At 64.7% G+C, this 26,441-nt stretch carries 29 protein-coding genes; 14 read left to right on the top strand and 15 right to left on the bottom strand.

The window, feature by feature from the left end; all coding sequences use genetic code 11:
* From Q1A53_RS11665 to Q1A53_RS11655, 3 genes are read left to right on the top strand one after another with little or no spacing between them, the layout of a single operon-like run.
* Nucleotides 1-507 carry a DciA family protein gene (locus Q1A53_RS11665; RefSeq protein ID WP_299966600.1) on the top strand — a complete coding sequence of 169 codons (507 nt, stop codon included), beginning with the start codon at nt 1-3 and terminating at the stop codon, nt 505-507.
* 15 nt (nt 508-522) lie between these two features.
* Entirely contained in the window at nt 523-1,191 is a 669-nt protein-coding gene (locus tag Q1A53_RS11660) for a DsbA family protein (RefSeq protein WP_299966598.1), read from the top strand.
* Nucleotides 1,191-2,312 (top strand): CaiB/BaiF CoA-transferase family protein, encoded by a 1,122-nt coding sequence (locus Q1A53_RS11655; RefSeq protein WP_299966595.1) that lies wholly within the window; start codon nt 1,191-1,193, stop codon nt 2,310-2,312. The genes Q1A53_RS11660 and Q1A53_RS11655 overlap by 1 nt, the downstream gene beginning before the upstream one ends.
* Before the next feature lie 99 nt (nt 2,313-2,411).
* Here the strand turns inward: Q1A53_RS11655 and lpxK are convergent, their stop codons facing one another.
* From lpxK to Q1A53_RS11625, 6 genes are all read right to left on the bottom strand, one after another.
* The gene (gene lpxK, locus Q1A53_RS11650) at nt 2,412-3,401 is read right to left on the bottom strand and encodes a tetraacyldisaccharide 4'-kinase (protein ID WP_299966593.1); all 990 of its coding nucleotides are present in this window, start codon (nt 3,399-3,401) and stop codon (nt 2,412-2,414) included.
* On the bottom strand, nt 3,388-4,635 hold the full coding sequence (locus Q1A53_RS11645) for a glycosyltransferase N-terminal domain-containing protein (RefSeq protein ID WP_299966591.1): 1,248 nt from the start codon (nt 4,633-4,635) through the stop codon (nt 3,388-3,390). Before Q1A53_RS11645 ends, lpxK begins: the two co-directional genes overlap by 14 nt.
* A gap of 6 nt (nt 4,636-4,641) precedes the next feature.
* Nucleotides 4,642-4,884, bottom strand: a complete 243-nt coding sequence (locus tag Q1A53_RS11640) for a DUF4170 domain-containing protein (protein WP_299966588.1) — start codon at nt 4,882-4,884, stop codon at nt 4,642-4,644.
* Between the two features lie 61 nt (nt 4,885-4,945).
* On the bottom strand, nt 4,946-5,725 hold the full coding sequence (locus tag Q1A53_RS11635) for a 3'(2'),5'-bisphosphate nucleotidase CysQ (protein ID WP_299966586.1): 780 nt from the start codon (nt 5,723-5,725) through the stop codon (nt 4,946-4,948).
* Nucleotides 5,712-7,058, bottom strand: a complete 1,347-nt coding sequence (locus Q1A53_RS11630) for a TldD/PmbA family protein (RefSeq protein WP_299966584.1) — start codon at nt 7,056-7,058, stop codon at nt 5,712-5,714. The genes Q1A53_RS11635 and Q1A53_RS11630 overlap by 14 nt, the downstream gene beginning before the upstream one ends.
* A gap of 120 nt (nt 7,059-7,178) precedes the next feature.
* Nucleotides 7,179-8,702 carry a DUF2125 domain-containing protein gene (locus Q1A53_RS11625; protein WP_299966581.1) on the bottom strand — a complete coding sequence of 508 codons (1,524 nt, stop codon included), beginning with the start codon at nt 8,700-8,702 and terminating at the stop codon, nt 7,179-7,181.
* Nucleotides 8,703-8,842: 140 nt separating this feature from the next.
* On the opposite strand from Q1A53_RS11625, the gene Q1A53_RS11620 reads away from it, so the two are divergent.
* Both Q1A53_RS11620 and Q1A53_RS11615 read left to right on the top strand, forming a co-directional pair.
* On the top strand, nt 8,843-9,592 hold the full coding sequence (locus tag Q1A53_RS11620; RefSeq protein ID WP_299966579.1) for an SDR family oxidoreductase: 750 nt from the start codon (nt 8,843-8,845) through the stop codon (nt 9,590-9,592).
* A complete protein-coding gene (locus tag Q1A53_RS11615) occupies nt 9,589-10,233 on the top strand; it encodes an enoyl-CoA hydratase/isomerase family protein (protein WP_299966577.1) in 645 nt (214 codons plus the stop codon). Before Q1A53_RS11620 ends, Q1A53_RS11615 begins: the two co-directional genes overlap by 4 nt.
* Here Q1A53_RS11615 and Q1A53_RS11610 read toward each other — a convergent pair.
* The gene (locus Q1A53_RS11610) at nt 10,201-10,494 is read right to left on the bottom strand and encodes an HNH endonuclease (protein ID WP_299966575.1); all 294 of its coding nucleotides are present in this window, start codon (nt 10,492-10,494) and stop codon (nt 10,201-10,203) included. The genes Q1A53_RS11615 and Q1A53_RS11610 overlap by 33 nt on opposite strands.
* A gap of 90 nt (nt 10,495-10,584) precedes the next feature.
* On the opposite strand from Q1A53_RS11610, the gene Q1A53_RS11605 reads away from it, so the two are divergent.
* Nucleotides 10,585-11,769 (top strand): TIGR03862 family flavoprotein, encoded by a 1,185-nt coding sequence (locus Q1A53_RS11605; RefSeq protein WP_299966573.1) that lies wholly within the window; start codon nt 10,585-10,587, stop codon nt 11,767-11,769.
* An 8-nt stretch (nt 11,770-11,777) separates the two neighbouring features.
* Here Q1A53_RS11605 and Q1A53_RS11600 read toward each other — a convergent pair whose 3' ends face one another.
* Complete coding sequence (locus tag Q1A53_RS11600; RefSeq protein WP_299966801.1) at nt 11,778-12,332, bottom strand: glutathione S-transferase family protein; 555 nt, start codon at nt 12,330-12,332, stop codon at nt 11,778-11,780.
* A gap of 136 nt (nt 12,333-12,468) precedes the next feature.
* Between Q1A53_RS11600 and Q1A53_RS11595 the strand changes: the two genes are divergently transcribed.
* On the top strand, nt 12,469-12,897 hold the full coding sequence (locus tag Q1A53_RS11595) for a GFA family protein (protein ID WP_299966571.1): 429 nt from the start codon (nt 12,469-12,471) through the stop codon (nt 12,895-12,897).
* A gap of 154 nt (nt 12,898-13,051) precedes the next feature.
* Here the strand turns inward: Q1A53_RS11595 and holA are convergent, their stop codons facing one another.
* The 4 genes from holA to Q1A53_RS11575 form a co-directional block, all read right to left on the bottom strand.
* Complete coding sequence (gene holA, locus Q1A53_RS11590; protein ID WP_299966569.1) at nt 13,052-14,053, bottom strand: DNA polymerase III subunit delta; 1,002 nt, start codon at nt 14,051-14,053, stop codon at nt 13,052-13,054.
* Nucleotides 14,050-14,559 carry an LPS assembly lipoprotein LptE gene (lptE, locus tag Q1A53_RS11585; protein ID WP_299966567.1) on the bottom strand — a complete coding sequence of 170 codons (510 nt, stop codon included), beginning with the start codon at nt 14,557-14,559 and terminating at the stop codon, nt 14,050-14,052. Before lptE ends, holA begins: the two co-directional genes overlap by 4 nt.
* The gene (gene leuS, locus Q1A53_RS11580; RefSeq protein ID WP_299966565.1) at nt 14,546-17,092 is read right to left on the bottom strand and encodes a leucine--tRNA ligase; all 2,547 of its coding nucleotides are present in this window, start codon (nt 17,090-17,092) and stop codon (nt 14,546-14,548) included. The genes lptE and leuS overlap by 14 nt, the downstream gene beginning before the upstream one ends.
* A gap of 94 nt (nt 17,093-17,186) precedes the next feature.
* Entirely contained in the window at nt 17,187-17,684 is a 498-nt protein-coding gene (locus Q1A53_RS11575; protein WP_299966563.1) for a DUF3576 domain-containing protein, read from the bottom strand.
* 255 nt (nt 17,685-17,939) lie between these two features.
* Between Q1A53_RS11575 and Q1A53_RS11570 the strand changes: the two genes are divergently transcribed.
* Entirely contained in the window at nt 17,940-18,908 is a 969-nt protein-coding gene (locus tag Q1A53_RS11570) for a porin (protein ID WP_299966561.1), read from the top strand.
* Nucleotides 18,909-19,008: 100 nt separating this feature from the next.
* The gene (locus Q1A53_RS11565; protein ID WP_299966559.1) at nt 19,009-19,662 is read left to right on the top strand and encodes a YggS family pyridoxal phosphate-dependent enzyme; all 654 of its coding nucleotides are present in this window, start codon (nt 19,009-19,011) and stop codon (nt 19,660-19,662) included.
* 7 nt (nt 19,663-19,669) lie between these two features.
* Here Q1A53_RS11565 and Q1A53_RS11560 read toward each other — a convergent pair whose 3' ends face one another.
* Both Q1A53_RS11560 and ribA read right to left on the bottom strand, forming a co-directional pair.
* On the bottom strand, nt 19,670-20,173 hold the full coding sequence (locus tag Q1A53_RS11560) for a L,D-transpeptidase family protein (RefSeq protein ID WP_299966557.1): 504 nt from the start codon (nt 20,171-20,173) through the stop codon (nt 19,670-19,672).
* Nucleotides 20,170-21,258 (bottom strand): GTP cyclohydrolase II, encoded by a 1,089-nt coding sequence (gene ribA / locus Q1A53_RS11555; RefSeq protein ID WP_299966555.1) that lies wholly within the window; start codon nt 21,256-21,258, stop codon nt 20,170-20,172. The genes Q1A53_RS11560 and ribA overlap by 4 nt, the downstream gene beginning before the upstream one ends.
* Nucleotides 21,259-21,420: 162 nt before the next feature.
* Between ribA and Q1A53_RS11550 the strand changes: the two genes are divergently transcribed.
* From Q1A53_RS11550 to Q1A53_RS11530, 5 genes are all read left to right on the top strand, one after another.
* A complete protein-coding gene (locus Q1A53_RS11550; protein ID WP_299966799.1) occupies nt 21,421-22,107 on the top strand; it encodes a response regulator transcription factor in 687 nt (228 codons plus the stop codon).
* Nucleotides 22,108-22,552: 445 nt separating this feature from the next.
* Nucleotides 22,553-23,341 carry an exodeoxyribonuclease III gene (locus Q1A53_RS11545; RefSeq protein WP_299966553.1) on the top strand — a complete coding sequence of 263 codons (789 nt, stop codon included), beginning with the start codon at nt 22,553-22,555 and terminating at the stop codon, nt 23,339-23,341.
* Between the two features lie 53 nt (nt 23,342-23,394).
* Nucleotides 23,395-24,309 (top strand): thioredoxin, encoded by a 915-nt coding sequence (trxA, locus tag Q1A53_RS11540; RefSeq protein WP_299966551.1) that lies wholly within the window; start codon nt 23,395-23,397, stop codon nt 24,307-24,309.
* 27 nt (nt 24,310-24,336) lie between these two features.
* Entirely contained in the window at nt 24,337-24,981 is a 645-nt protein-coding gene (locus Q1A53_RS11535) for an LON peptidase substrate-binding domain-containing protein (RefSeq protein ID WP_299966548.1), read from the top strand.
* Nucleotides 24,978-25,181 (top strand): Trm112 family protein, encoded by a 204-nt coding sequence (locus tag Q1A53_RS11530; RefSeq protein ID WP_299966546.1) that lies wholly within the window; start codon nt 24,978-24,980, stop codon nt 25,179-25,181. The genes Q1A53_RS11535 and Q1A53_RS11530 overlap by 4 nt, the downstream gene beginning before the upstream one ends.
* 6 nt (nt 25,182-25,187) lie before the next feature.
* Here Q1A53_RS11530 and Q1A53_RS11525 read toward each other — a convergent pair whose 3' ends face one another.
* The gene (locus Q1A53_RS11525; protein WP_299966544.1) at nt 25,188-26,414 is read right to left on the bottom strand and encodes an FAD-dependent monooxygenase; all 1,227 of its coding nucleotides are present in this window, start codon (nt 26,412-26,414) and stop codon (nt 25,188-25,190) included.
* Between the last annotated feature and the right edge of the window lie 27 nt (nt 26,415-26,441).

Genomic DNA, 26,441 nt, shown 5'->3' with positions numbered 1-26,441 from the left:
ATGCCGCCGCGCCGCGCCACAACAAAAGGCTTTACCCGCACCGCCAGCCTGCTGACGGGCCGGATCCGCGCTGCTTCCGAGACGCGGGGCTTTGCGCAGAGCCGCGTGCTGACCCATTGGTCGGAGATCGCGGGGCCGGATGTGGCCGCCATCGCCCGGCCGGTGGAGGTAAGCTATGGCCGCGGGGGCATGGGCGCGACGCTCACGCTGCTGACCACCGGGGCGCAGGCGCCCATGCTGGAGATGCAGAAGGAAAAGCTGCGCGCGCGTGTCAATGCGGTCTACGGCTACAACGCCATTGCCCGGGTGCGGGTGACACAGACGGCGCCCACCGGATTTGCCGAAGGGCAGGTGGCCTTTGCGCCCGCAGCACCTGCGGCACGGTCCGGCCCCGATGCGGCACAGCAGCAGCGCGCGGCAGAGACCGTGCGCCCCGTGCAGGACGATGATCTGCGCGCCGCGCTGGCCCGTCTGGGCGCGAATATCCTGAAAAAGACAGACAGCTGAAAAAAGGAAGTACCGATGTCGCGAATGATGATGATTTCTGCCGCCGTGGCTGCCGTTGGTGTGGGGGCGTGGTTTCTGACATCGCCCGGCGGGCAGACGCCGGTTGCCGATCCCTTTGGTGCGGCCAATGCGCAGGAGGCCGAAGATCTCGATACCTCCAGCATCGTGGAGATGAGCCTGGGCAATCCCGATGCGCCGGTGACGGTGATCGAATACGCCAGCTACACCTGCCCGCATTGCGCGACCTTTCATCAGGGGCCGTTCAAGCAGCTGAAGGCGGATTACATCGACAGCGGCAAGATCAACTTTGTCTACCGCGAGGTGTTCTTTGATCGCTACGGGCTGTGGGGGTCGATGATCGCGCGCTGTGCCGGGACCCCGCAGAGCTTCTTTGGCATCTCCGGCATCCTTTACGAAAAGCAGTCCGAATGGGCACGCGCCGGGGATCCGGCGGCCATCGTGGACGAGCTGCGCAAGATCGGGCTGTTGGCGGGACTGGATGCGGAGACCATGGAGGCCTGCCTGCAAGACGGTGAAAAGGCCCGCACGCTGGTCGCCTGGTATCAGGAAAACGCCGAAGCCGACGGGATCGACAGCACCCCGAGCTTTGTGATCGACGGCCGGAAATACTCCAACATGAGCTACGGCGAAATGGCAGAGCTGATCGACGCGGCGGCGGAGTGATGTCTGCCCCGCTGGCCGGGCTGAAGGTCGTGGAACTGGCCCGGGTGCTTGCCGGGCCCTGGGCCGGGCAGACGCTGGCTGATCTGGGCTGCACGGTGACCAAGGTCGAAAGCCCTGCGGGCGATGACACGCGGCAGTGGGGCCCGCCTTTCGTCGAGCGCGAGGGGGACAATTCGGCGGCGTATTTCCACTCCACCAACCGGGGCAAATCCTCCGTAACGGCGGATTTCCGGACGCAAGAAGGGCGCGCCAAGGTACGCGCGCTGCTGGGTGATGCCGATATCCTGATCGAGAACTTCAAGACCGGGGGGCTGGCGAAATACGGTCTGGACTACGATAGCCTCGCGGCGGAATTCCCGCGGCTGATCTATTGCTCGATCACCGGTTTTGGGCACAGCGGTCCTTATGCGGCCCGCGCGGGGTATGATTTCATCATTCAGGGCATGTCGGGGCTGATGTCGGTCACCGGCGATCCGGACGGTCAGCCGCAGAAATACGGCATCGCGATCACGGATATCCTGACGGGCGTGTATGCCACGACGGCGATTCTCGCGGCAGTGCATCAGCGCGAGAGCACGGGGCGCGGGCAGCATATCGACATGGCCCTTATGGATGTGGCGGTGGCGATCACCTCCAATCAGGCGATGAACTACCTCACAACCGGCGTGCCGCCGCGCCGGATGGGCAACGCGCATCTCAACCTCGCGCCCTATCAGGTATTCGATTGTCTCGACGGGCATATCATCATCGCGACGGGCAATGACGGCCAGTACCGGCGATTGTGCCAGCTCTTGGGCCTGACGGAGATGGCCGAAGCGCCCGCGTTTTTGAAGAACGTGGACCGCATTGCCAATCGCGCGGAGATGGATGCGCGGCTGACGGCGGTCACCAAAACCCGCACGCGGGCGGATCTGCTGGCGGCCTGTGAGGCCCAAGGCGTGCCCGCGGGGCCGATCAATAACATGGCCGAAGTGATGGCCGACCCTCAGGTACAGGCGCGGGGGATGCAGCTGGAGCTGGGCGGTGTGCCGGGGGTCCGCTCGCCCTTCACCTTCTCGGATGCGGAGCTGGCGCTGGACCGGCCTGCACCGAAGCTGGGCGAGGATGACGGGTCGAGGTAGGTTCTCTTGGTGTAACCGCTCCATCCGGCCGAAAGGCCGGGCAGCCCCCGACCGCCTGCCCCAGATTTTATGATCACAAGCAGCATTTTGCGATACGGCTCACGGCACCGGCAACGCATCCACTGCCGCGAAAAGCGCATTCTCCGCCTCCGCAAAGGCCAGCCGCACGGGCAGGGTGATTACCTTTGTCCGGAAGCCATCCGGCAGGCGCACGGCGTCTTTCTCGGTGGTGACCAGCTGCGCACCGCGGGCCGCGGCATCCGCCTCCAGCCGCGCCATCAGGGCAGGTGTCAGGGGCTGGTGATCATCGAGCGGTTCGGCATGGGCCACGTCAGCCCCGAGATCGCGCAGCGTGGCAAAGAATTTCTCCGGCGTGCCGATGCCCGCAAAGGCCACCACGCGGGCGTCAGACCAGTCCATGCCGGTGGGCAGGGGGCGCAGCATCGCCTCTACCCGTGGCGGGGCGCCGGGGGGCGGGACAAACGGCCCCTGTGCCGCACCGTCACCGAGGCTGAGCAGCACGTCCGCCCGGGCCAATCCGGTCGCCACGGGTTCGCGTAAAGGTCCCGCGGGCAGGCAGCGTTCATTGCCAAAGCCACGGGCGGCATCCACCACCACGATGCTGAGATCCTTGGCCAGAGCCGGGTTTTGCAACCCGTCGTCCAGCACGACGACGCTGGCGCCTGCGGCCTCCGCGGCACGGCCCCCGGCGGCACGGTCCTGTGCCACCCAGACCTCGGCGAAGGCCGCGAGCAACAAGGGCTCGTCGCCCACATCCGCCGCGCTGTGCCGGGCAGGATCAACCTGCACCGGACCTTGCAGCCGGCCGCCGTAACCGCGGGTGACCACATGAGGCCGCTGCAGCCGGGCGGTCAGCCGCTCCAGCAACGCAATCACCGTCGGCGTCTTGCCCGTGCCTCCTACGTTGATGTTGCCGACGCAGATCACCGGGATGCCCAGCCGCTGCGGGTTGCCCGAGGCGAGCCGCCGCGCGGTCCCGCGGGCGTAGAGCGCGCCCAGCGGGCCGAGCAGGCGCGCGCGCAGGCCCGGTGCCTCCGGCGGGCGGTACCAGAAGTCAGGCGGGCGCATGTCGGTGTGCTGTCCGGGTGTCCAGCGTCTCTTCGACCAGTTCTGTGACTGTGTCGGCCAGTTCTGCCCCGCGGCTGATCACGTCCCAGCCTGCATGCGCCATGGCCGCCGCCTGATCGGGGGCGATGAGCCGGGTCACAGCAGCACCGAGGGTGTCACTGTCCTTGACGATGCGCGCGGCCCCGGCGTTGGCCAGACGCGAGTAGAAGGGCAGGTAGCGCCGCACGTTCGGGCCATAAAGCACGGCAGAGCCGAGTGCCGCGGCCTCAAAGGGGTTGCGACCGCCATAGCCGGAGACCAGCGAGCTGCCCAGAAAGGACACCGGCGCCAATCGAAAGAACAGGCCCAGATCCTCGCCATCCTCCGCGATCATGACCTGGCTGTTCTCGCCCGGCTCGCCCGGCCCGCCCCAGGTGCTGACACGAAAGCCTGCCTCTTGCGCCTGCCCTGCCATGATGTCGCTTGCTTCGGTCCGGGCGGGGTGCAGGATCAGCAGCAGCCGGTGGGAATAGCGCAGCGCGTGGCGGTGTGCGGCGAGGATCAGCTGCACCTCCTCCTCCTGCACGCCGGTGGCCAGCCAGACGGGCCGCGCGGCGAGCAGGGCCGAGGTCTCCGCCAGATCTGTGTCATCGCAGGGCAGTGCCTGACCGCCCGCCTGCAACGGTGGCGTGATCCTGATGTCGCGGCGCCGCACCCCGAGGTTTGCCAGCCGGTCCGCAGCGGAGGAGGAGCGCGCCATCACCGCCACGCAATCCGACAGCAGCTCTCGGGTGAGGTCGGGCAGCCAGCGGTCGCGCCGCCCGTCGAACCCGCCCGCGTCCGCGTCGACTAGCGCTGTCGGGCAGCCGCGCGCGTGGGCTTCGGCCATCAGCGTCGGATGCAGATTGCCCCAGGCCCAGATGCACATATCGGGTGACCAATGATCGAGAAAGCGCGCAACGGCCGCGGGATGCTCGGACGGCAGCACGTCCAGACAGACCGGCCCGGGGCGCGGCGTGTCCGCCCGTGCGGTCTCGAGGCTGTCGCCGTCGGACAGGGTGATCAGCGTGTTGAGCCCGTCGCGCGCCACCGCCAGACGCTGGGCGAGATCCTGCAGCGCCAGAAGGTTGCTCTTCTCGGCGGCATGAAGCCAGACAAGCTCTCCCTTTGGGCGGGGCCCGGCGGGCACGAACCCCCGCGCTGCCGTGCGCCCCGACAATGCCCGGTAGGCCGCCATGGCGAGCGAGCGGCCCATGGGCGGCTAGCCCAGTTCTTCGGTGGGAGAGGCGGCGGTTTCCTCGTCGCGCAGACGGTGCAGATGCGCGATGAAATACCGCATATGGGCGTTGTCCACGGTGCGCTGCGCTTCGGATTTCCAGGCGTTGAAGGCCTTTTCATAGCTGGGAAAGATGCCCACGATGTGGATGTCGTCCACGTTCTTGAAGGTGTTCTGGCTTGGGTTGACGAGTTCGCCCCCAAAGACGAGATGCAGCCGTTGCGTCATGTGATCTATCCTTTTGCGGTGGCGGAGGGTGCGCGGAAAATTGCGTATCTGAAGGGCGGGGTCAAGCGGGCGGGGTCAGCGCATCGCCGAGTGCTGTGTGCAGGGCCTGCCCTGCGGCGATCACACCGTCGAGGCTGGGGTGCGCGTTGTTGAAGAGCAAAGGCGCGCCGCGCCGGTCGGTGCAGAGCCCGCCTGCCTCCGTGACGATGAGCGCGCCAGCGGCGATGTCCCATTCCCAGCTGGGGCGCAGGGTGAGCATCGCGTCGAACCGTGCTTCGGCCACCAGCCCCAGCCGGTAGGCGAGCGAGGGGCGGTGCGCGCGCTGAAAGGCGGGCGGAGCGTGCCAGTGTTTGGGATCCATCACCGGTTTCGTGGCCAGGATTTCCGCCAGCGCCAGATCTCCCTGGGCCGAGACCCGCAGAGGGTCGCCATTGCAAAAGGCGCCTTGCCCCAGGGCTGCGGTATAGAGCTTGTCGCGCAGGGGCAGGTAGATCGCACCCGCTGTGACGCGGCCGCGGTCCACGACGGCAACGGAGTGCGCCCAGGTGCGCGAGCCTTCGATGAAGCTGCGGGTGCCGTCGATGGGGTCGATAACAAAGACGCTCTCACAGCTCAGCCGTGCGGGGTCATCCTCGCTTTCCTCCGACAGCCATCCGTAGCCCGGGCGCGCGCCGCGCAGGCTCTCTTCGAGTGCTGCGTTCACGGCCAGATCGGCCTCGGTCACCGGACCGGCGCCATCTGCCTTGTCCCAGGTGCGGGTGTCCTTGCCGGAGAAGCCGGTGGCGATCTCTCCCGCGCGGCGGACGGCATCGGTGATAAGGTCGAGATCAGCTGCCGGCAAGGGTCATTCCGGGCACCAGCAGCGAGGGCACCACGCGGCTGAGATGCGCGCGCGCGTCATTGGCGGGCACGATGCTGCGGAGCATGTCGCGCAGGTTGCCCGCGATGGTGCATTCGTTGACGGCGTGGGTAATCTCGCCGTTCTCCACCCAATGGCCTGCGGCGCCGCGGGAATAATCGCCGGTGTTGGGGTTGATCGTCGCTCCGATCATGGAGGTGACCAGAAGCCCGGTGCCCATGTCGCGGATCAGATCCGCGCGGCTGGCGCTGCCCGGCGACAGCGTGACGTTCCAGGTGGAAGGCGTCGGCGCCGAGGAGGTGCCGCGCCCTGCGTTGCCGGTAGACGGCAGCCCCAGTTTGCGCCCGGTTGCCAGATCCAGCGTCCAGCCCGTCAGCACACCGTCCTCGACAATCGCCCGGCGCGCGGTGGGCAGACCTTCGGCATCAAAGGGCCGGGAGGAGGTCGCACGGGGGCGGTGCGGATCCTCTATGAGCGACATGCCCTCGGGCAGCACCGCTGACCCGAGGGCCTCGCGCAACCAGGAGGCGCCGCGCGCGACGGAGCTGCCGTTCGCCGCGACCAGCAGATGGCCGATCAGCGAGCTGGCGACGCGCTCGTCAAAAAGCACAGGATAGCTGCCGGTGGGCGGTTTGCGTGCGCCCACGCGGGCCACGGCCCGTTCGGCAGCGCGTTTGCCGATCTCTTCGGCGCTGCGCAGATCCGCCTGAAAGATGCGGCTGTCGCCGTCGTAGTCCCGTTCCATCCCCGTACCGGTGCCAGCGATGGCAGCACAGGACAGACCCCGGCTGCTACGCCGGTAGCCGCCTGAAAAGCCGTTGCTGGCGGCCAGATGAATGTGGCGTGCGGAATAGCCTGCGGAGGTGGATTGTACCTGACTGATGCCGGGATTGGTGCGCGCCGCGGCCTCGGCGGCTTCGGCGTCGGCCTGCAGATCGGCGGGCGCGGGTTCCGGCGTGGGGTCAAAGAGTTCCAGCGCCTCCGCGTCCCAGTCCTGCACCAGCTGATCCGCGGTGGCGATGCCCGCATGCGGGTCCTCGGGTGCCTCGCGGGCCATGGTGACCGCGCGCGCCGCCATCTCCGACAGGGTTTCCGGCCGCGCGTCGGAGGCAGAGACGATGGCGCTGCGGGTGCCCAGAAAGACCCGCAGGCCCAGATCAATGGCCTCGGCCCGTTCGGCATGCTCCAGCGTGCCTTCGCGCACGTCGATGCTCAGCGAGGTGCCGCGCATCACGATGGCATCTGCCGCATCGGCACCGGCATCGCGGGCGGTGTCGAGAAGCTGCGCGGCGAGACGCTCGGGCGAGTGGGTCATGAACGGACTTTCTGCAGGATGGGCGTGAGGTAGTCCCAAGGGCGGGGTCCCGCAAGGGACGGCACCAAAAAAGGGCGCCACCCGTGGCGCCCTTGCCATGATCTGCCGAAGGGGCGGGGATCAGCGGATGCGCTGACCGTTGGCGATGATGTGCCCTTCTTCGGTCACTTCGATGCGGGAGTTGAGTGTGTCCGGTGCATCGCCGGGCACTGCCAGCATGCCCATCATCATGCGCGCACCGATGGCGTTATCCTCCGGCAGCAGCCCGATGGCCACCAGGCCGTCCAGCAGCGCGTTGCCGCCCTTGAGCATCAGATCCGCCGCGCCCGACGGTCGCGCCGGGGCGGTCGGGTCGCTGTTGTCGAAAGTAAAAGCGCCGGTACCGGTAAGCGCTGCACCGGCAAGCGCTATTTCCAAAGTGTTGATGTCGAGCGTCTCGATTTCCGCCACGGTCGCGCCGGGAACCGCCATCGCCTCGGCAGCGGTCGGATCGAGGATATCCAGAAGCAGCCGGGCCGTCCCGGTCAGATCGAGCGCGATGGTTCCGGGATCACGCGGCAGCGTGCCTTGCGGATCAAAGAGCGCCCAGAGCGCGTCCGACAGGGTGAATGCGTCCAGGGTCAGCCCGAGGGCCACCTCTTCGGCTGTCTCGCTTTGCCGAACGGGCATGGTCAGGTTGAAGCGCGCCTCTTCCATATCGAGGGTGATGGGCACGGGAAAATCCGGCAGGCTGAGCACCGCGGCGAGCCCCTGACCCGCGATGTCGTAGGTAAGCCCATCCTCCGCCATGCTGACGCCCAATGTGCCGCCCTCGGTTGAGGTCTGGGCCGACATCTGCTGCGTCCCGTCATTGCCATCCACCAGCGAAAAGGCGGTGCTGCCATCCTGATAGGTGAAGCTGCCGTCCACATTCATGCCAGCGTCCAGAAGGTCGGCCATGCCCTCTGCCCCGACCACGGCGAGCGGGACGGTGCTGCGGCTGTCGGAGGCGAGGGTATTGAGCGTGCCCGCGATGCTCATGCGACCGTCACTGTCGGGATCGTCGATCTCCAAATTGTAAAGCATGGCACCGGCATCGAGATCCTGAACGTAGGAGCGGGTACCGCCCACCGTCGTCTCCGTTGTGCCCGACAGGTCCGTCAGGGTGAAAAGCCCGTCGATATCCATCGGTTCCGCGTCACCTTCGATGGTCGGATCCGCCAGCTCTGCGGTGATTTCGCGGGCGCTGTAGGTGGTGACCATCTCGGTGGGGACACCCGTGACGTTGGCTGCCATATCCTGCAGGCGCAGATCGAACCGCATGACAACGGGTTCGGCCTCGGGCAGCAGCGTCTCGATGGTCGCGGACATGACTTCGGGCACCAGGATGTCGACACTGCCGTCATCGGTTTCCTGAAAGGTGATCTGCCCCAGCCGAATGACCGTCTCGCCGTCGTTACCGGGGTTCGTGCTGCTGAAGGTCAGATCCGTCAGCACCAGTGCGTCGCCTTCATCGACCTCCGTCGCCTCAAGTGTCTGGCCCAGACCAACGAAATAGGCCTGCCAGTCGCGCCAGACGTCCTGGGCGGTGATGTCGGCCTGCGCCGCGGGCGCCATCGCCAGCGCGACGCCGAGCGTCGCCGGTGTGAGACGGGAGAAGATCATACCTGAAGTCCTTGTTAAATCTGTCAGCGCGCATGGTCTGCGAAGGTCTGCCGATGGTCAAGAGGACCTGTGGGCGCGGGGGGCTGGACCGCGGAGAGGTGCACGCTTACCCTGCGCGCTGAACCATGGGAGCGGTGCAGATGGACATGACGGGAAAGACAGTGCTGATCACAGGTGCGAGCCGCGGGATCGGCGCGGAAACGGCGCGGATCTTTGCAAAGGCGGGGGCCAATGTGGCGCTGGTGGCCCGCGGGCAGACCGAGATTGCGGATCTGGCGGGCGAGATCGGCCAGCGGGCGATTGCGATCCCCTGCAATGTGGCCAACAGCCGGGAAGTATCCTCGGCGGTGGAGACGACGGTCGACGCTTTTGGCGGGCTGGACGTGCTGATCAATAACGCAGGTGTGATCGAGCCGATCTCGCATCTGACCCGCGCGGATGTGACGGCCTGGGGGGATGTGATCGACATCAACCTCAAGGGCGTCTTTTACGGGATGCGCGCCGCCGTCCCGGTGATGAAGGCCGCGGGCGGCGGCTCGGTGCTGACCATCAGCTCGGGTGCGGCCCATGGACCCGTCGAGGCGTGGAGCCACTATTGCGCCTCCAAGGCGGCGGTGAACATGCTGACGCGCTGTCTCGACAAGGAAGAGGCGGCCCATGGTATCCGCGCCATGGGTCTGTCACCGGGCACGGTCGCCACGCAGATGCAGCGCGAGATCAAGGCCAGCGGTGTGAACCCGGTCAGCCAGCTCGACTGGGAGGATCATATTCCGGCGGATTGGCCGGCGCGGGCGCTCTTGTGGATGTGCAGTGAGGCGGCGGATGACTGGTGCGGTCAGGAAATTTCCCTGCGCGATGAGGACATCCGCCGCAAGGCCGGGCTCATATGATCGACGTCGCCCAGGCGGATGGCATCTGGACCGTCACGCTGAACCGACCCGACAAGGCAAATGCGCTGACCGCTCATATGTTGCGGGATCTGGCGCAGACCATGCGCGAGGCACAGGCCGCCCGGGCGGTGATCCTGACCGGCGCGGGCAAGGTTTTCAGCGCCGGTGCGGATCTCGACGCCGTGCGCGGCGGGCTGGCGGTGTCGCCCCAGTGGGAGGAGCTGTCGGCCGCCGTCTCTGCCCTGCCGGGGCTGAGCATTGCCGCGCTCAATGGCACGCTGGCGGGGGGCGCCATGGGCATGGCGCTGGCCTGCGATCTGCGCATCGCGGTGCCACGGGCGACGTTCTTCTACCCGGTGATGAAACTGGGATTTCTGCCGCAACCCAGCGATCCCCATCGGCTGGCCGCATTGATCGGTCCGGCCCGTGCCAAGCTGATGCTGATGGCAGGGCAGCGACTGGGGGCAGAGGAGGCGTTGCAAGCGGGGCTGATCGAGCGGATCGTCGAGGCGGACGCGCTGCTGAGCGAGGCCCGCGCCCTGGCCGCCGACGCGGTCGCGGCCAGCCCCGAGCACGCGCGCCAGATCAAGGAAATGTGCTCACGGTCCTTACCGCTTGCGCCGCCCGCCGGGCACTTTTGACAAGAACCCGGGCGGACGTTTGCGCACCCAGACGATGAATTTTTCCAGCCTCGGATGAGCCCGCAGCGCCTCGACGCTGGCATAGTCGCGGGCCAGTTCCGCCTCTGTCAGGGTGGCGTGGATCTCGCGGTGGCAAATGTGATGCAGCAGCACGGTCGGCCCGCTCTTGCCGCCCTTCAGCTTGGGGACAAGATGATGCACGCTCTGTTTGACGTCCCCCGGGATCGGGCGCATGCAGAGGGGGCAAATGGGGTCGGACATGGGGCGTGCTCTGTCAGCGGCGGGCAGGGTGCGACGTAGCCGCAGCCCGGCGTTTGGAAAGAGGCTGCGGCCGGATCGGAGCGGGAACACATGCAAGAGGCAGCGGTGATCGGGTCGGGTCCGGCGGGGCTGATGGCCGCAGAGGCAATGGCCGAGGCAGGTCTGCGGGTGACGGTCTATGAGGCCAAGCCCTCCGCCGGGCGCAAGTTCCTCATGGCCGGGAAATCGGGTCTCAATCTTGCGATGGACACGCCCTTGACCGAGCAGCTGCCGCAGTATTTCGAGGCCGCCGCCCCCTTGCGCCCCATGCTGACAGACTTCGATGCACAGGCGGTTCAGAGCTGGGCCCGCGGTCTGGGACAGGAGGTCTTTACCGGCTCCTCGGGCCGCGTCTTCCCAACCGCGATGAAGGCCTCACCGCTGCTGAGGGCGTGGTTGGCTCGGCTGGGAGCGGCGGGTGTCACGCTGCGGAAGGGGCTGCGCTGGCAGGGCTGGCAGGGCGCCGCCCTTGCCTTTGACGGTCCCGGTGGCGCGGAATTGGTCCGTGCGGACGTCACCGTGATGGCGCTTGGCGGGGCGAGCTGGTCGCGACTGGGCTCTGACGGTGCGTGGACGGTGCAGCTGGCCGCCAAGGGCGTGCCGGTCACGCCCTTTCTCGCGGCAAATGTCGGTCTGAGGGTGGATTGGTCGCAGCATATGGCACGGCATTACGGCACCGCGCTGAAAGGGGTCCACTGGCGCGCCGGGGATCTCGAGACCCGCGGCGAGGCGGTGATCAGCCAGACGGGGCTGGAGGGTGGCGGTATCTACAGCATCAGCCGGGCGGTCCGACAGGGTGCACCGCTGATCGTCGATCTGTTGCCGGATCTGGATTTGGAGGCGGTCACGGCTAGACTGTCGCGTCCGCGCGGCAAGGCGAGCCTTGCCACCCATCTGCGCAAGACCCTGCGGCTACCACCGATAAAGATTGCCCTGGCGCAGGAGATGGCGCGCCCGCTGCCAGCCCATCCGGCACAGCTGGCCAACCTGCTCAAGACGCTGCCCATCCGCCACGCGGGGCTGGGGGCGCTGGACGGTGCGATCTCCGTTGCGGGTGGGGTCGCGTGGGACGCGCTGACCCCGGGTCTGATGTTGCGCGCCCTGCCGGGGGTCTTCTGCGCGGGCGAGATGCTGGACTGGGAGGCGCCCACGGGCGGCTATCTCATCACCGCGTGCCTGGCCACCGGGCGGTGGGCGGGCCGGGCCGCCGCCGCTTACGCGGCAGAAACCGCCTGAAACGCCGGTCACGCCCGCAACGCTTTGCCATAGGCGAAGAGCTTTGCATCGACCCGCGGGAACTTCGCCCCAATCGCCCAGTTCAGGCAATGACAGGCGAGGATGTCCGGCAGGCTCAGCGCATCGTCCATAAGAAACGGCCCCTGCAACCGCGCGGACAGCTGCGCCGCCGCCCGTTCGAACTCCCATTTGAGCGTTTCTTTGACCGCAGGCACCCGCCGTTCTTCTGGCAAGACAAAGCTGTGTTTGGCCGCCGACCACAGGATTGCATCAAACTCATCGATCAGCCACAGCGTCAGCGCATCCTGCTCCGCGCGGGCGATCGTGCCCGCAGGGGCGGTCAACTGGCCGTGCTTATCCGCCAGATAGGTCATGATCGCCACTGAATCGGTCAAGACAGCGTCACCGTCGACCAATGCGGGTACCTTGCCGGAGGCATTGTACCGCAGCGCCTCTTCCGAGCGCGGCGCGACCGCGATCTGCTCAAAAGGCGCGCCAATCTCCGCCAGTGTCCAGAGCACGCGAAAGGTGCGGGATTTCGTCGTACCGATAACTTTGTACATATGCGTCGCAAGCTCCTGCGGGGCGATCACCCGAGACGGTTTCACAGACAGCCGCTCCTGACAATGATGACAGAAACTGACAAGGGGTGCCGATAGCGTCTCACCACATAGGGACCGGGAACAAAGGAGTGAACCCATGTCGAAAACCGGAAGCTGCCTCTGTGGCGCTGTGAGCTATGAACTGAGCGAACCACCGGCGGAATTGGGCGCCTGTCATTGCACCATGTGCCGCAAATGGAGCGGCGGCATCTATCTCGGCCTCGAGGTCAAGCCCGATGCCATCACCCTGAAAGGCGGCGAAAACCTGACGACCTATACCTCGTCCCCCTGGGCCGAACGGGCCTTTTGCTCGACCTGCGGCAGCAGCCTCTACTACCGGGTGACCGCCCCCGGCCCGCATCAGGGAACCTTCCACATGGGCGTCGGTACCCTCGACGATACCGGGGACGCCCAACTGACCGGTGAGCTTTTTATCGACAACAAGCCCCGGGGCTACAGCTTCGCCGAGGATACCCACCAGATGACCACCGACGAAGTGATGGCGATGTTCGCACCGTCCGACTAGCCACCATGTGCCGCGAAAGGATCCGGCGCGCCACGCGCCAGCTCTTTCATCTTGCCAAATAAACTCAAGACGCGACGCGTGCCGCCGGTGCGGCGACGGGGCAATGCCCCGACCCATCAACCTTTCCCGAAAAGCCCCGCGCGGCGAAGAGGCCCTAGCGCGCGCCCAGCATCGCCAGCCGGATAAATGTCCGCTCTACCAGAGCCATGCCAGGCGCATTCTGCCCGGCAGAGCGCAAGGTCAGATCCGTATCGGTCAGCAACTGAATGGCGGTCTCCAGTCGCGCGGCCCCCCAACGACGCGATTGCGCCAGCATCCGCTCACGGTTGGGGCCGAATATCTGGGGCCGACCGCTGGTATCGCTGGCGGCCCTGTGCAACGCCCGAAAGTGCCGCATCGCGCCGATGCACAGACCCACCGGCGTCGCGCCCTGGGCCACCACCCGCTGCATCACCGGTCCGATCTCTGCCGCGCGGGCATCGGCCACGACCATCAGAACATCGTCCACATCCGCTTCCGTGGAGGTCGGCGCGCAGGCAGCGATATCCGCGGGATCAAGCGCGGTCTCGTCCCCCAGCTTGTAAAGCGCCAGCTTCTCCACCATCTGCCGGAAATCTCCGGGGTCCAGCGCCTGCGCCAGATCGGTGAGAGCGGCCATCGCATCGCCCGGCACCGATGCCAGACCCGCTGCGCGCAGCTGGGCCTCGATCTCATCGCGGGTGGGCGGGTTGTCGTAGATGCCCACTGCATATGTTTCGCGATGCGCCTCGAAAGCCTTGCGCAGCTTGGAGGTAGGCTTGAGCGCGCCCGCGCTGACGATGATCTGCGCATCCCCGGGCTGCCAGTCCTCGAGCGCTGCGAGGATCGCCGGTGCCGCTAACTCATTGGCGTCTTCGACAAAGACCGCGCGGGCGCCGGGAAAGAACCCCACGGCCTTTACCGCATCGAGCAGCCGGGCGGGGTCCTTGCGGATATCCGCGCCGGTCATCCGGGCGAGCCGCATCTCCTCCTCGGCGCCCGCGCCCAGCAGATTGGCCAGCACTTCCTGCCGTTTGAGAGCGACCCGCATGGCATCGCTGCCGTAGATCAGCAGGCCAAGCCTGTCGCGGTCCGGTTTGGCGAAATACGCGTTCGCGTCCCGCGTGGACAGCTTCATGACAGATCTGAGGCCAGCAGACGGGTGGTGATCTGATCGGCCAGCAACACCATGACCCGCTGTTCCGCATCGCGCCGCGCGGCCAGGGTCGCCACGTTGGTGCCGGTGGCCGAGTAGCCGGTGAAATTCTCGACATCGCCGGACATCATCACCTGACCAGTGGCGACCTCTACCAATGCGTAATCAGCGGTTCCGATCAGATTGTACCGGGTGATGCTCCCCGCACGGCTGAAGGCCAGCCCTTCGGTGCGCGAACTCACGGAGACATTCAGCCGGTAGGCCGGCTGGACGGACCTGCCCAGCGTTTCCTCCAGCCGTCTGGTCAGCAAAAAGGCGCTCCGGCTGCCGGGCTCGTTCACCGTCACGTTGCCGCGCAGCGTCGAGCCAGTACCGCCCGGCGCGTAGACAGCGGTAAAGCCGCAGGCCCCCAGGGCCAGTGGCAACATCACGAGGACGCCGCGACGGCTGATGCGCCGCAAAAGCGGGTTTGTTTCAGACGACGACATTCACGATCCGTCCCGGCACCACGATCACCTTTTTCGGCACTGCCCCATCAAGCGTTCTGAGCACAGCCTGATCGGCAAGCGCGGCTTTTTCAACCTCTTCCTTGGGCAGATCCGCTGGCACGGTGATCTCGGCTCGGCGCTTGCCGTTGACCTGAATGGGCAGCGTCACCGTGTCGGAGACCAGCATCGCCGCGTCGGCCACGGGCCAGGGAGCGGTGGTAATCAATCCCTCGCCGCCCTGATGCGCCCAGATGTCTTCGGCCAGATGCGGGGTCATGGGCGACATCAGCTGCGCCAGTGTCATCACCGCCTCGCGTTGGGCAGCGTGGCTGGCTTTGGACTTTTGCAGCGTGGCGGTGAACGCATAGAGCTTGGCAATCGCCGCGTTGAAGCCAAAGCTCTCAATCCCCATGGTCACATCGTGGATGCACAGATGCATGGCGCGAAGCAGCTCTGCGTCGCCCTGACCGCCCGACCCCTTGTCCATCGCACCGATGCGGTCACAGAGGTTCCAGACGCGGGAAAGATGCTTGAAGGCCGCCTCCGCGCCGCTCGCCGTCCACTCCACATCCCGTTCGGGCGGGCTGTCGGACAGCACGAACCAGCGCGCGGTATCGGCGCCATAGGCGGAGATGATGTTGATCGGGTCCACCACATTTTTCTTGGACTTGGACATCTTGGCGGAGGGGATGATCTCGACGTCCGAGCCATCCGCCAGCTTGCCGTCGGTGACGTCCTCGGGCAGGTGATAGACCGGTCGGCCCTTGTCATCGCGGGTCTGGTAGATCTCATGGGTCACCATCCCCTGGGTAAAGAGCGCATCGAAGGGCTCGATGGCGCTCTGGGGCAGATGTCCGGTGATCTGCATGGCCCGCGCGAAGAACCGCGAATAGAGCAGGTGGAGAATCGCGTGCTCGACGCCGCCGATGTATTGATCGACGTTCATCCAGTAGGCCGCGTCTTCCATGACAGTCGGTGTGTCGGCACCCGGCGCGGTGAACCGCGCGAAATACCACGAGCTGTCCACGAAGGTGTCCATCGTGTCGGTCTCGCGCTTTGCTGGTCTGCCGCAGGACGGGCAGTCGCAGTCGCGCCAGGTCGGGTGCCGGTCGAGCGGATTGCCGGGCTGGTCAAAGCTGACGTCATAAGGCAGCTCGATCGGCAGGTTCTCTTTCTTTTCGGGCACCACGCCACAGACCGTGCAATGCACCACCGGAATAGGGCAGCCCCAGTAGCGCTGCCGCGACAACCCCCAGTCCCGCAGGCGGTACTTGGTCACCCCCTGCCCGATCCCGTTCTGCTCGCAGAACTCAATGGCTGCGTCGATGGCCTCCAGCCCGGTCTGATGCGCCTCGCCCGCAAAGCCGCGATTGTAAAAGACCGGCTCCGTTTTGGCAGGGACGTAGGCTTCGCTCAACGTCTCGTCACTGTCTTCGGAGGGCAGGTAGGTCGAGATGATCGGCAGATCGTATTTGGTCGCAAACTCGAAATCCCGTTGGTCGTGCGCCGGACAGCCAAAGATCGCGCCCGTGCCGTAGTCCATCAGGATGAAGTTGGCGATATAGACGGGCAGTTCATGTGCAGTATCAAAGGGATGGCGCACCCGGATGCCGGTATCGAGCCCCCGCTTTTCGGCGGTCTCGATGGCCTCTTCCGTGGTGCCGATCTGGCGGCATTCCGCGCAGAAGGCCGCGACCTCCGGATTGTCGCGCTCCAGCACTTTGGCGAGCGGGTGATCCGGCGAGATCCCGACGAAGGACGCTCCCAGCAACGTATCGGGACGGGTGGTATAGACGTCGATCCTGTCGTGGCCGTCGGGCGCGTCGATGGTGGAGAAGGCGAATTGCAGTCCGCGCGAGCGCCCGATCCAGTTCTCCTGCATCAGCCGCACCTTGGCGGGCCAGTTCTCAAGGCGATCCAGCGCCTCCAGCAGGTCTTCCGAGTAATCGGAAATCTTGAAGAACCACTGCGTCAGTTCCCGCCGTTCCACCAAGGCGCCGGAGCGCCAGCCGCGCCCCTGCTCCACCTGCTCGTTGGCCAGCACGGTCATATCCACCGGATCCCAGTTCACCACAGCGTTCTTGCGATAAACGAGGCCTGCCTCGAGGAAATCCAGAAACAGCGATTGTTGCTGGCCGTAATAGTCGACATCGCAGGTGGCGAATTCGCGTGACCAGTCGATTGAGAGGCCTAGAGGCTTCATCTGATCGCGCATGTCGGCGATGTTGCCGTAGGTCCAGTCCTTGGGGTGGCCGCCGATGGCCATCGCGGCGTTCTCAGCGGGCATTCCAAAGGCGTCCCATCCCATGGGGTGCAAGACGCTGTGACCGGTCGCGATCTTGTAGCGCGCGATCACGTCGCCCATGGTGTAGTTTCGCACGTGCCCCATATGGATGCGGCCCGAGGGGTAGGGAAACATCTCCAGCACATAGTATTTCGGCTTATCCGCGCTGCGCACGGCCTCAAAGACCGCGTCGCGGGACCAGACCTCTTGCCAGCGGGCCTCGATCTCGGCGGGAGTGTAGCGGGTCATGTCTGCATCCTCTTTAACATGACCGCGCCGGGAGCCGTTTGTCGTCACGGTGCCCGGCGCGAAAAAAGGGGGTCGGTTGTGGGGCGGTTGCGCGTCAGAGCCTGCCGTCCGCGATGCGCAGTTGCCGTGCCCGGCTGAGAATCGCGTCTTCGACCGCGCGCACGGTGGCTGCACTGGCCGGGCCACCCTGGGTCTGCAGCGCCAGATTGAGCGAGCGGGCGTCAAGCGCGGGATCGTTGATCAGCACCGTCGCGCGGTAGGAGCGCCCGCCGCCCGGCGGGGTGCCGAACCCGGTGATGATCACGCCGGTGAACGGATCGACGGACTGTACAGGGAGGAAGTCCAGCACCTCCAGCGAGGCGGACCAGATGTATTTGTTGACGGCGACACTGGTTTCCGCGTCGCGACGGCTGAAGGCTTCCCAAATGGTCGTCGTATCGCGCTCGTCGCCTTCGCGTCCCCGAAACCGCGGGTCAAACCGCTCATCGAGCTGTTGTTGTTCGGCCTCTGTCAGGGGTTCCTGGCTGCAGGCCCCCATGGTGATGGCGAGCAGCAAGACCCCCGCAAACCGCGTCACCTTATACTTGCTCATGCCTGCCATTTCCCTTTTCGTTTCGGCGCGACGATACTTAAAAAGAATAGGCCCGGCAAGCGGTCGAAAACCGACCTTGCCCGGGGTGTGATGCAGGCCCGCATGCAGGGTGTGGCAATCAAGCATCAGCTAGTCCGAAAGCGTTTACACTCCTTGCCGCGCTCTTGAGATCTCGGAGCGGAAGCGACTATAGCTCTGATCATTCCGAGGCTGGAAACGCCGGTCTTGGCAATCTTTTAACCTGAGGGTCAGAATATGAAAAAACTCCTTATCGCATCGACGGCGCTGATCGCGACCGCGAGCGTAGTAGGCGCTGACGTTGTGAACGGCAACGACTCTGCCGAAGTGACATTCGACGGGTACGGCCGCTTTGGTCTGGTGTATCAAGATACAGACAGCACAGATAGCAGCAGCACACGGATCGAGCAGCGATTCCGTCTGAACGTAAGCGTTCTCAACACAACCGATGGCGGCGTTCAGTTCGGTGCGCGGATCCGTTTCCAGTCTGACGACAGCGGCGACGACGATGAAGTTGGTAATGGCGGCGTTGCTGAAAACAGCGCGGCAGAATTCAACGTTGAGTCCGGAGGCTTCCGTCTGGACGTCGGTAACACATCCGATGTTCTCGACTCCGGTGACGTGATCGACTATTTCGGTAACACCGGCGTTGGCTTGACCGACTTTGGTGAGATTTCGAGCGGCTTCGGCTTGCCAGTTTCCGGCTTCGGCACAGGTGACGAGAGCGTTGCTCCGACAATCAAAGCGCGTTACGCGGTTGATGCTTTCACATTTGCGGCCTCTTACACAACAAACGCAGAAGACGATGCGGATGAAGAGTGGCAGATCGGTGTCGGTTACCAGATCAACAGCAACCTGAAAATCGGTGCTGCTTATGGTGAGCTGGAGATTGACGGTGCTGAAGACGAAGAGTTTGCCGCAATTGGTTTGCACGGTTCGGCCGGCGCAATCACATACGATCTGTTGATCGCAGACACTGATCGCGACAACTTTGACACAGCGTTTGGTATTGGTCTCGGCTACGACCTTAGCGCAGCGACAGATTTGCGTTTTGTTGTCAGCGATAACGGCGAAGACGACAACGACACGGCTTACTCGGTTGGTTTCCGTCACAACCTCGGCGGTGGTGTGACCCTGCGCGGTGGTGTTGGTGAAGACAGCGCGGGCGACGCTCGCGGCGACCTGGGTGTGCGTTTCGACTTCTAAGTCGAACGACATACGACAAGATTGGGGCGGACCTTCGGGTCTGCCCCTTTTCTTTTTCAACGAGCATTTATCTTGTGGAAGGTACAGAAGCGGGGGCGACATGGCACTTGGTGAGATAGCGGACCGGATCGCGGCGGCAGAGACCTCGGCTGGGCGCGCGCCGGGATCGGTCAATCTGATCGCGGTCTCCAAAGTGCAGCCGAATGAACGGGTCGAGGCGGTCTTGGCCGAAGGGCACCGCACCTTTGGTGAGAACCGCGTGCAGGAGGCCGCGGGGAAATGGCCCGCGTTCCGCGAAACCTACCCAAACGTTGATCTGCATCTGATCGGCCCGCTGCAAAGCAACAAGGCGCGGCAGTCGTTTGAGCTCTTTCAGGCAATCCATTCGCTCGACCGGCCCAAGCTGGCCAAGAGCTTCGCGCGGCTGGCGCAGGAGCTGGGCCATTGTCCGGCGCTGTTTGTCCAGGTGAACACCGGCGAGGAGCCGCAGAAGGCAGGGGTGCTCCCCACGGACGCAGACGATTTCGTCAAGGACTGCCGGTCCATGGATCTGCCGGTCGCCGGTCTGATGTGCATTCCGCCGGTGGAGGAAGAAGCCTCGCTGCATTTCGCGCTGCTCGCCAAGATCGCCGCGCGCAACGGTCTGGAAGGGCTCAGCATGGGGATGAGCGGTGACTTCGAAAAGGCGATCGCGCTTGGTGCAACCCATGTGCGCGTCGGCTCCGCTATTTTCGGGGCGCGGACAACGGGATAGAGGCGGATCAGCCCGTCTCGGGAACGACGAGCCGGGTGGAAAAGCGGATCCGGGCTGCGACTTGCCTCAGATGATCCCGGGCCAGCCCGATGCACCCCTCCGTGGGATAACCGGGACGGCGGTATTGGTGGATGAAGATCGCGGAGCCGCGCCCCTTGACCGCATAGGGCCAGTTCCAGTCGGTCAGCAAGATCAGATCATAGAGCGGATCGGCCCGCCGCAGCCTCTCGTGGCTGGCGGTATAGGGCGCGCGCACCATCATATTGTAATCCGGATCATCCGGATCATCCGACCACAGATCGCCGGGCCGGAGCGGCAGCGCCCAATCCGCGGGCCGCGCCATGCGGTCTGGCCGGTAGAGCATGCCAACGATCCTGTGGATGCCGACCGGTGTCGCCCCGTCGCCTTCGACCTTACGGGCGCTGACCCCACCCTTGCCGATGGTGCAGGGGTAGATCCGACCCTGAAACCGCAGCCCGCGCGGCGTCAGCACCATATCATCGTGGTTCACAGCAGATGCCCCGATTTGGCCGCCTTCGTTGCCAGATATGCTGCGTTGTGGCGGTTCTCACCGACAGCAAGCGGCACACGCTCCGCCACCTCGATGCCGCAGCTCTGCATCATCTCGACCTTGCGCGGGTTGTTCGTCAGCAGCCGCACCTTGGAAAACCCCAGAGAGGTCAGGATGTCTGCGCCCAGCCGAAAGTCACGCTCGTCATCCTCGAACCCTAGCCGGTGATTGGCCTCGACCGTGTCAAAGCCCTGATCCTGCAGGGAGTAGGCGCGCATCTTGTTGGCGAGGCCAATGCCGCGCCCTTCCTGATTGAGGTAAAGCAGCACGCCAGATCCCTCCGCGCCCATTTGTGCCAGAGCGGCACGCAGCTGAGGACCGCAATCGCATTTGAGCGAACCGAGCAGATCGCCGGTGAAGCAGGCTGAATGCAGCCGGGCCAGCACGGGCTGTGCCCGGTCCGGGCGGCCTACCTCGACCGCGTAATGCTCTTCGCCGCCATCCTTTGGGCGAAATACATGCAGGCGCCCGGCCTCGGATACGGTCATGGGCAGGCGCCCGCTGACCACGGAATGCAAGGGGCTGCGCTGATCCAGATGGGTACGCGCCTCTGCCAGTGGCAGGCAGGTCAACTGGTTGCGCGCCGCCGTGTCTGCGCCATCGTCCAAGCTGGCGACCAGGGCTGCGGGAAGCAATCGCGCCGATTTCACGAGGGTCAGAGCCGCGCGGTGGGCGCCGGCGTCTCCATCGCGGGCACAGGCGAGCGGTCCTTTCATGGGCTGCATCAGATCATCCGCAGGATCGGCAATGCTCTGGAGCCAGGCCAGATCCGCGCCATCCGGCAGGATGATCCGGGCAAGATCACCGTCGTAGGCGCGGGCTTTCAGGGTCTCCGCCCGGCGGGCCGTGATAGCCATGACCATGCCACCGGGCAACCTGGCCAGGGCGTCGAACTGCGCCTGTCCCAAGGTCTCCGCAGCAGCCACCAACACCGGTGCGGGCCCGTCAAGGACCACGGGCACGCCCATCCGCAGATCTGCACGCGCGCGGGCCAAAAGCTCTGTGATATCGGGGCCGATGCACATCTTGTTACAAATCCTGTCTGTTCCCAGCCTGATCTAGGCTAATTCAGCGGGATTTGAAACAATTGACCGTCCCTCGCACACGAGCGCGTGAAAGATATCGCGCAGCGCTTGCACGACAGGGGTGCACATCACATTTCTGTTGGAACGAAGCGGAGAAAGCCGATGGCACAGTTAAAGAAAATACTCTTAGTCGACGACGACGACGACCTGCGCGAAGCGTTGAGCGAACAGTTGATCATGACCGAGGATTTCGACGTTTTCGAGGCCGCAAACGGGTCCGAGGCGATGACCCGCGCGAAAGAGGCGCTGTATGATCTGGTCATACTCGATGTCGGGTTGCCGGATACCGACGGGCGCGAGCTGTGTCGTCTGATGCGCAAGCAGGGGGTGAAGAGCCCGATCCTGATGCTCACCGGACATGACAGCGACGCCGATACGATCCTGGGGCTGGATGCGGGCGCCAATGACTACGTCAGCAAGCCCTTCAAGTTTCCGGTCCTGCTGGCGCGGATCCGCGCACAGCTGCGTCAGCATGAACAATCGGAGGACGCGGTCTTCCAGCTGGGCCACTACACCTTCAAGCCCTCGATGAAGATGCTGGTGACCGAAGACGACAAGAAGGTCCGGCTGACCGAAAAAGAGACCAACATCCTGAAATTTCTCTACCGCTCCAATGATGGTGTGGTGCCGCGCGACGTGCTGCTGCACGAGGTATGGGGCTACAATGCCGGGGTGACGACCCACACGCTGGAGACACATATTTACCGTTTGCGGCAAAAAATCGAGCCTGATCCCTCGAATGCGCGGCTTTTGGTGACCGAATCTGGCGGATATCGTCTTATGTCGTAAAACGTTGGGTTTTTGTTAACCATTTGGGCGCTAATATGGCGGTAGGGTCGTTGGTAGCCCTTCTAGATCAAAGATCCCGCGTATGCCCGGGTTATGGCATGCACCTCCCTGTTGGACTTGGCCGGGCCTTGTGCCCGGTCTTTTTTTGCGGGGCGGATGACAGCTCAGCACCAGCTACCGCTTCTGATCTTTCACGTGAGGCACACCGCCCCGCTCAAAGCACCTGCGCAACAGGCACTGTTGCACAGCATCCTTCCTCCCCGGTCAAACCAACGGTTTGCTTGTCGCAAAAACGGGCGGCGCTCTAGCAATACTGTTGGACGCTCACCTTCAAGATCGGAGGTGGTGGCTTTCCCGACTGGATACTTCCGCTTTCATCGGTTTGCGCATGGCGGCCCGCATCCGCTCGCGCTAGGGTGCGCCCGAGTGGATCGGGAGCACGCATATGGCCTTTACTCTGGCAACCTGGAACATCAACTCAGTACGGCTCCGCGCGGAGCTTGTGCTGAAGCTACTGGCCGAGGAAACCCCGGACGTGCTCTGCCTTCAGGAGTGCAAGAGCCCGGTGGACAAGATCCCTGCGGAGGCTTTTGCCGCGGCAGGCTACAGCCACATGATCGCCCGCGGCCAAAAGGGGTATAACGGTGTCGCGATCCTGTCGAAACTGCCGATGACCGAAGTCGGCGCGCACGACTTTGCCAGCCTCGGCCACGCACGCCATATCGCAGGGCAAATGGAGAATGGCGTGACGGTGCATAATTTCTACGTGCCCGCGGGGGGCGATGTGGCAGACCGTACGGTCAACGAGAAATTCGGCCAGAAGCTCGATTACCTGACCGAAATGCGGGACTGGTTCGGCGGGAACCAGCCCGAAAAATCCATCCTCGTGGGCGATCTCAACATCGCGCCGCGCGAGGATGACGTGTGGGATCACAAGAAGCTGCTCAAGGTGGTCAGCCACACGCCTATCGAAGTCGAGCATCTGGGTCAGGTGCAGGAGGCGGGCGGATGGCAGGATGTCACGCGGCGCGATATCCCCGAAGGGCAGCTTTACAGTTGGTGGTCCTACCGCGCGCGCGACTGGGATGCCGCAGACAAGGGGCGACGGCTGGATCATATCTGGGCCAGTGCCGACATCGGCGCCGCTGCCCATTCCAGCCGGATCCTGCGCGCCGCGCGCGGTTGGGAAAAGCCCAGCGATCATGCACCGGTCTTTGCGTGTTTTGACCTTTGAATCAGCCCCCGCTCTCCCATATAAGAGCGGACGCAACCTGAAGGGACGATGACATGATGGATCTTAACCTGAGCACTGCCCCTGCGGATGATCTGATCAAGGACACGACCGAGGCGAGTTTCATGGCCGACGTCGTGGAGGTGTCGCAGACCACACCGGTCATCGTTGATTTCTGGGCGCCGTGGTGCGGCCCCTGCAAGACACTCGGGCCCCAGCTTGAGGACGCCGTGCGCGGCGCCAAGGGGGCGGTGAAGATGGTCAAGATCAACGTGGACGAGGCACAGATGATCGCGGGTCAGTTGCAGATCCAGTCGATCCCGACCGTCTACGCCTTTCACAAGGGGCAACCGATCGACGGATTTCAGGGCGCGGTACCGCAGTCCGAAATCAAGGCGTTCATCGACCGGGTGGTCAAGGCTGCCGGCGGTGAAGCCCCCGGTGACGGGCTGGCCGATGCCGTCGCTGCCGCCGAAGAGATGCTGGCCGAAGGGGCCGTCACGGACGCGGCGCAGACCTTTGCTGCTGTGCTGGGAGAGGATCCCAATCATGCGGCCGCCTACGGTGGCATGGTGCGCGCCCATATTGCCCTGGGCGATCTCGATCAGGCCGAAGCGATCCTGAACGGTGCCCCCGCGGAGATTTCTGCCGCACCCGAGCTTGAAGCCGCGCACGCACAGCTGGAACTGGCGCGGCAGGCTCAGGATGCGGGCCCGGTGGGAGAGCTGAAGGCCGCGGTGACGGCCAACCCTGACGATCACCAGTCCCGATTTGACCTGGCACTGGCGCTGCATGCCAACGGCGATGTGGAAGGGGCGGTGGACGAGCTGCTCATCCTTTTCGGTCGTGACCGGGACTGGAACGACGGGGCCGCCAAAACCCAGCTTTTCACGATCTTCGATGCGCTGAAGCCAAATGATCCGGTGATGCTGAACGGACGCCGTAAACTAAGCTCGATGATATTTGCCTGACGGGGCCGCCGGGCTACGTCGCAAGGCATGATAAAAGCCGCCGAGCTCCCCGATACGATTGCGATCTTTCCTTTGGCCGGAGCACTGCTTTTGCCGCGCTCGCGATTGCCGCTGCACATCTTTGAACCCCGCTATCTGCAGATGCTCGAAGACGCTCTCAAGACGCCGGCGCGGCTCATCGGGATGATCCAGCCCAATGAGGTGCCCGGTCGCAATGGCAACGGGCTGCACACCATCGGATGCGCGGGCCGGGTCACGCAATTTTCCGAAACAGAGGATGGGCGATACCTGATCACGCTGGGCGGCGTGTCGCGATTTCGCGTGGTAAAGGAGGTCGAGGGTTTCACCCCCTACCGCCGGTGCGAGGTGAAATGGGACGGGTTCGACCGTGATCTGGGGCCGGATGAGACGGACAAGACCTTTGATCGTCATGTCTTCATGGACCTGCTCGGGCGCTATTTCGACGCGCGTCAGCTGTCGGCTGATTGGGATACCCTGAAAGAGGCGGATGACGAATTGCTGATCAACTCGTTGTCGATGATGCTGGAGTTCGATCCCGAGGATAAGCAGGCTCTACTGGAAGCGCCGTCGCTGCCCACGCGGCGCGAGACGCTCGTGACTCTGATCGAATATCAGCTGAGGGGCGGCAGCGAGAGCGAGATGATACAATGAGCGATGATCCCTCTGCCCCCGAAGAACTTGCGGCTTTTGATCGCCGGATGCTGGAGGCGCTGATCTGCCCGCGTAGCCACAATACTTTACGCTATGACGCCGAGCGGCAGGAGTTGGTGTCCGATAGCGCCGGTCTGGCTTATGCGATCCGAAACGGGATCCCGATCATGCTGGTGGACGAGGCCCGCGTTCTGGACTGACGCCGCTCAGACTGGCAGCCCCCGCAGCAGCCGCGGCAGATCACCGTTCAGCCCCGCGGCCTCCCGGATAAAGCTGCGGCGCGCGCCGGGCCAGTGATTGATCAGCCCCATCCCGACATCGCGGAGCCCACGCAGAACGGAATTGTCGTTTGAAAAGAGCCTGTTGAAGCTGTCAGTGGCGAGCGCCAGTGCCGTGTTGTCAAAACGGCGCCAGGTCTGGTAGCGGCTCAGCACAGGGGCAGCACCAATCGCCTCGCCACGCCGCGCGGCATCGGCCACGACCTCGGCCAAGGCGGCCACATCCCGCAGCCCGGCGTTCAGACCCTGCCCCGCGATGGGGTGGATCCCGTGGGCTGCATCGCCCACCAACGCCACGCGCGGCGCGACCAGCGCGCTCGCCAGCGACAGCGACAGCGGGTAGGTGTAGCGCGCGCCGAGCAATTCGATCTCACCCAGAAAGCTGCCAAAGCGGGGCCGGAGAACATCGATGTACTCAGCGTCCGGCAAGGCGTTGATTGCGCGGGCGTTTTCCGTTGTCTCGCTCCATACGATGGAGGCGCGGTTGCCCGTCAGCGGCAGGATGGCCAGCGGCCCCGGCGGCATGAAGAACTGATGCGCAACGCCGTTGTGGTGGTGTTCGTGACCGACGGCGCAAACCAGCGCCGTTTGCGCATAGGTCCAGCCGATACGGTGGATCCCGGCACGTTCGGCTGTGCCCGATCCGCGTCCGTCGCACCCGACGAGCAGCTGCCCCTGAAGCGTCTTGCCCGACGCCAGCGTGACCTCGACGCCACCGGCATCTACCTGTTGTGCGACAACCGCATCACCGTGGATCTGGTGGATCTCGGGGGTGTCGTTCAGGGCAGCCAGCAGGGTGGGGCGGATGTGGCGATCCTCGACCATGTAGCCCATCGGGCCTTCTTCGATCTCCGCGTGGTCAAAATGCATGAAGAAGGGTGCGGGACCCTCGCCCGCGCGACCATCGCTTACCTTGATGTCGAGCATGGGCTGGGCCGTCTCCGACAGCGTCTCCCATAGCCCGAGCGCCTCCATCAGCCGGGCCGAGGTCAGCGCGAGGGCGTAGGATCGTCCGTCAAACCCTGCGTCGGTGCGGGTACCGAGCGGCAGCGCGTCGATCAGCGTCACCCGCTGTCCGGCGCTCGCCAGTGCAAGCGCCAGCGTGGGCCCGTTCAACCCGCCGCCCACAATGATGATATCGCATGCCTCTGACATGAGGCTGACATAGGGCGCGGGGCAGGG

This window comes from uncultured Roseobacter sp. (assembly GCF_947496515.1).
In the GTDB taxonomy this organism is placed as follows: Bacteria; Pseudomonadota; Alphaproteobacteria; order Rhodobacterales; family Rhodobacteraceae; genus Roseobacter.
Note: the sequence above shows the minus strand (reverse complement) of the source record. Positions and strands in the feature narration are given on the sequence as shown.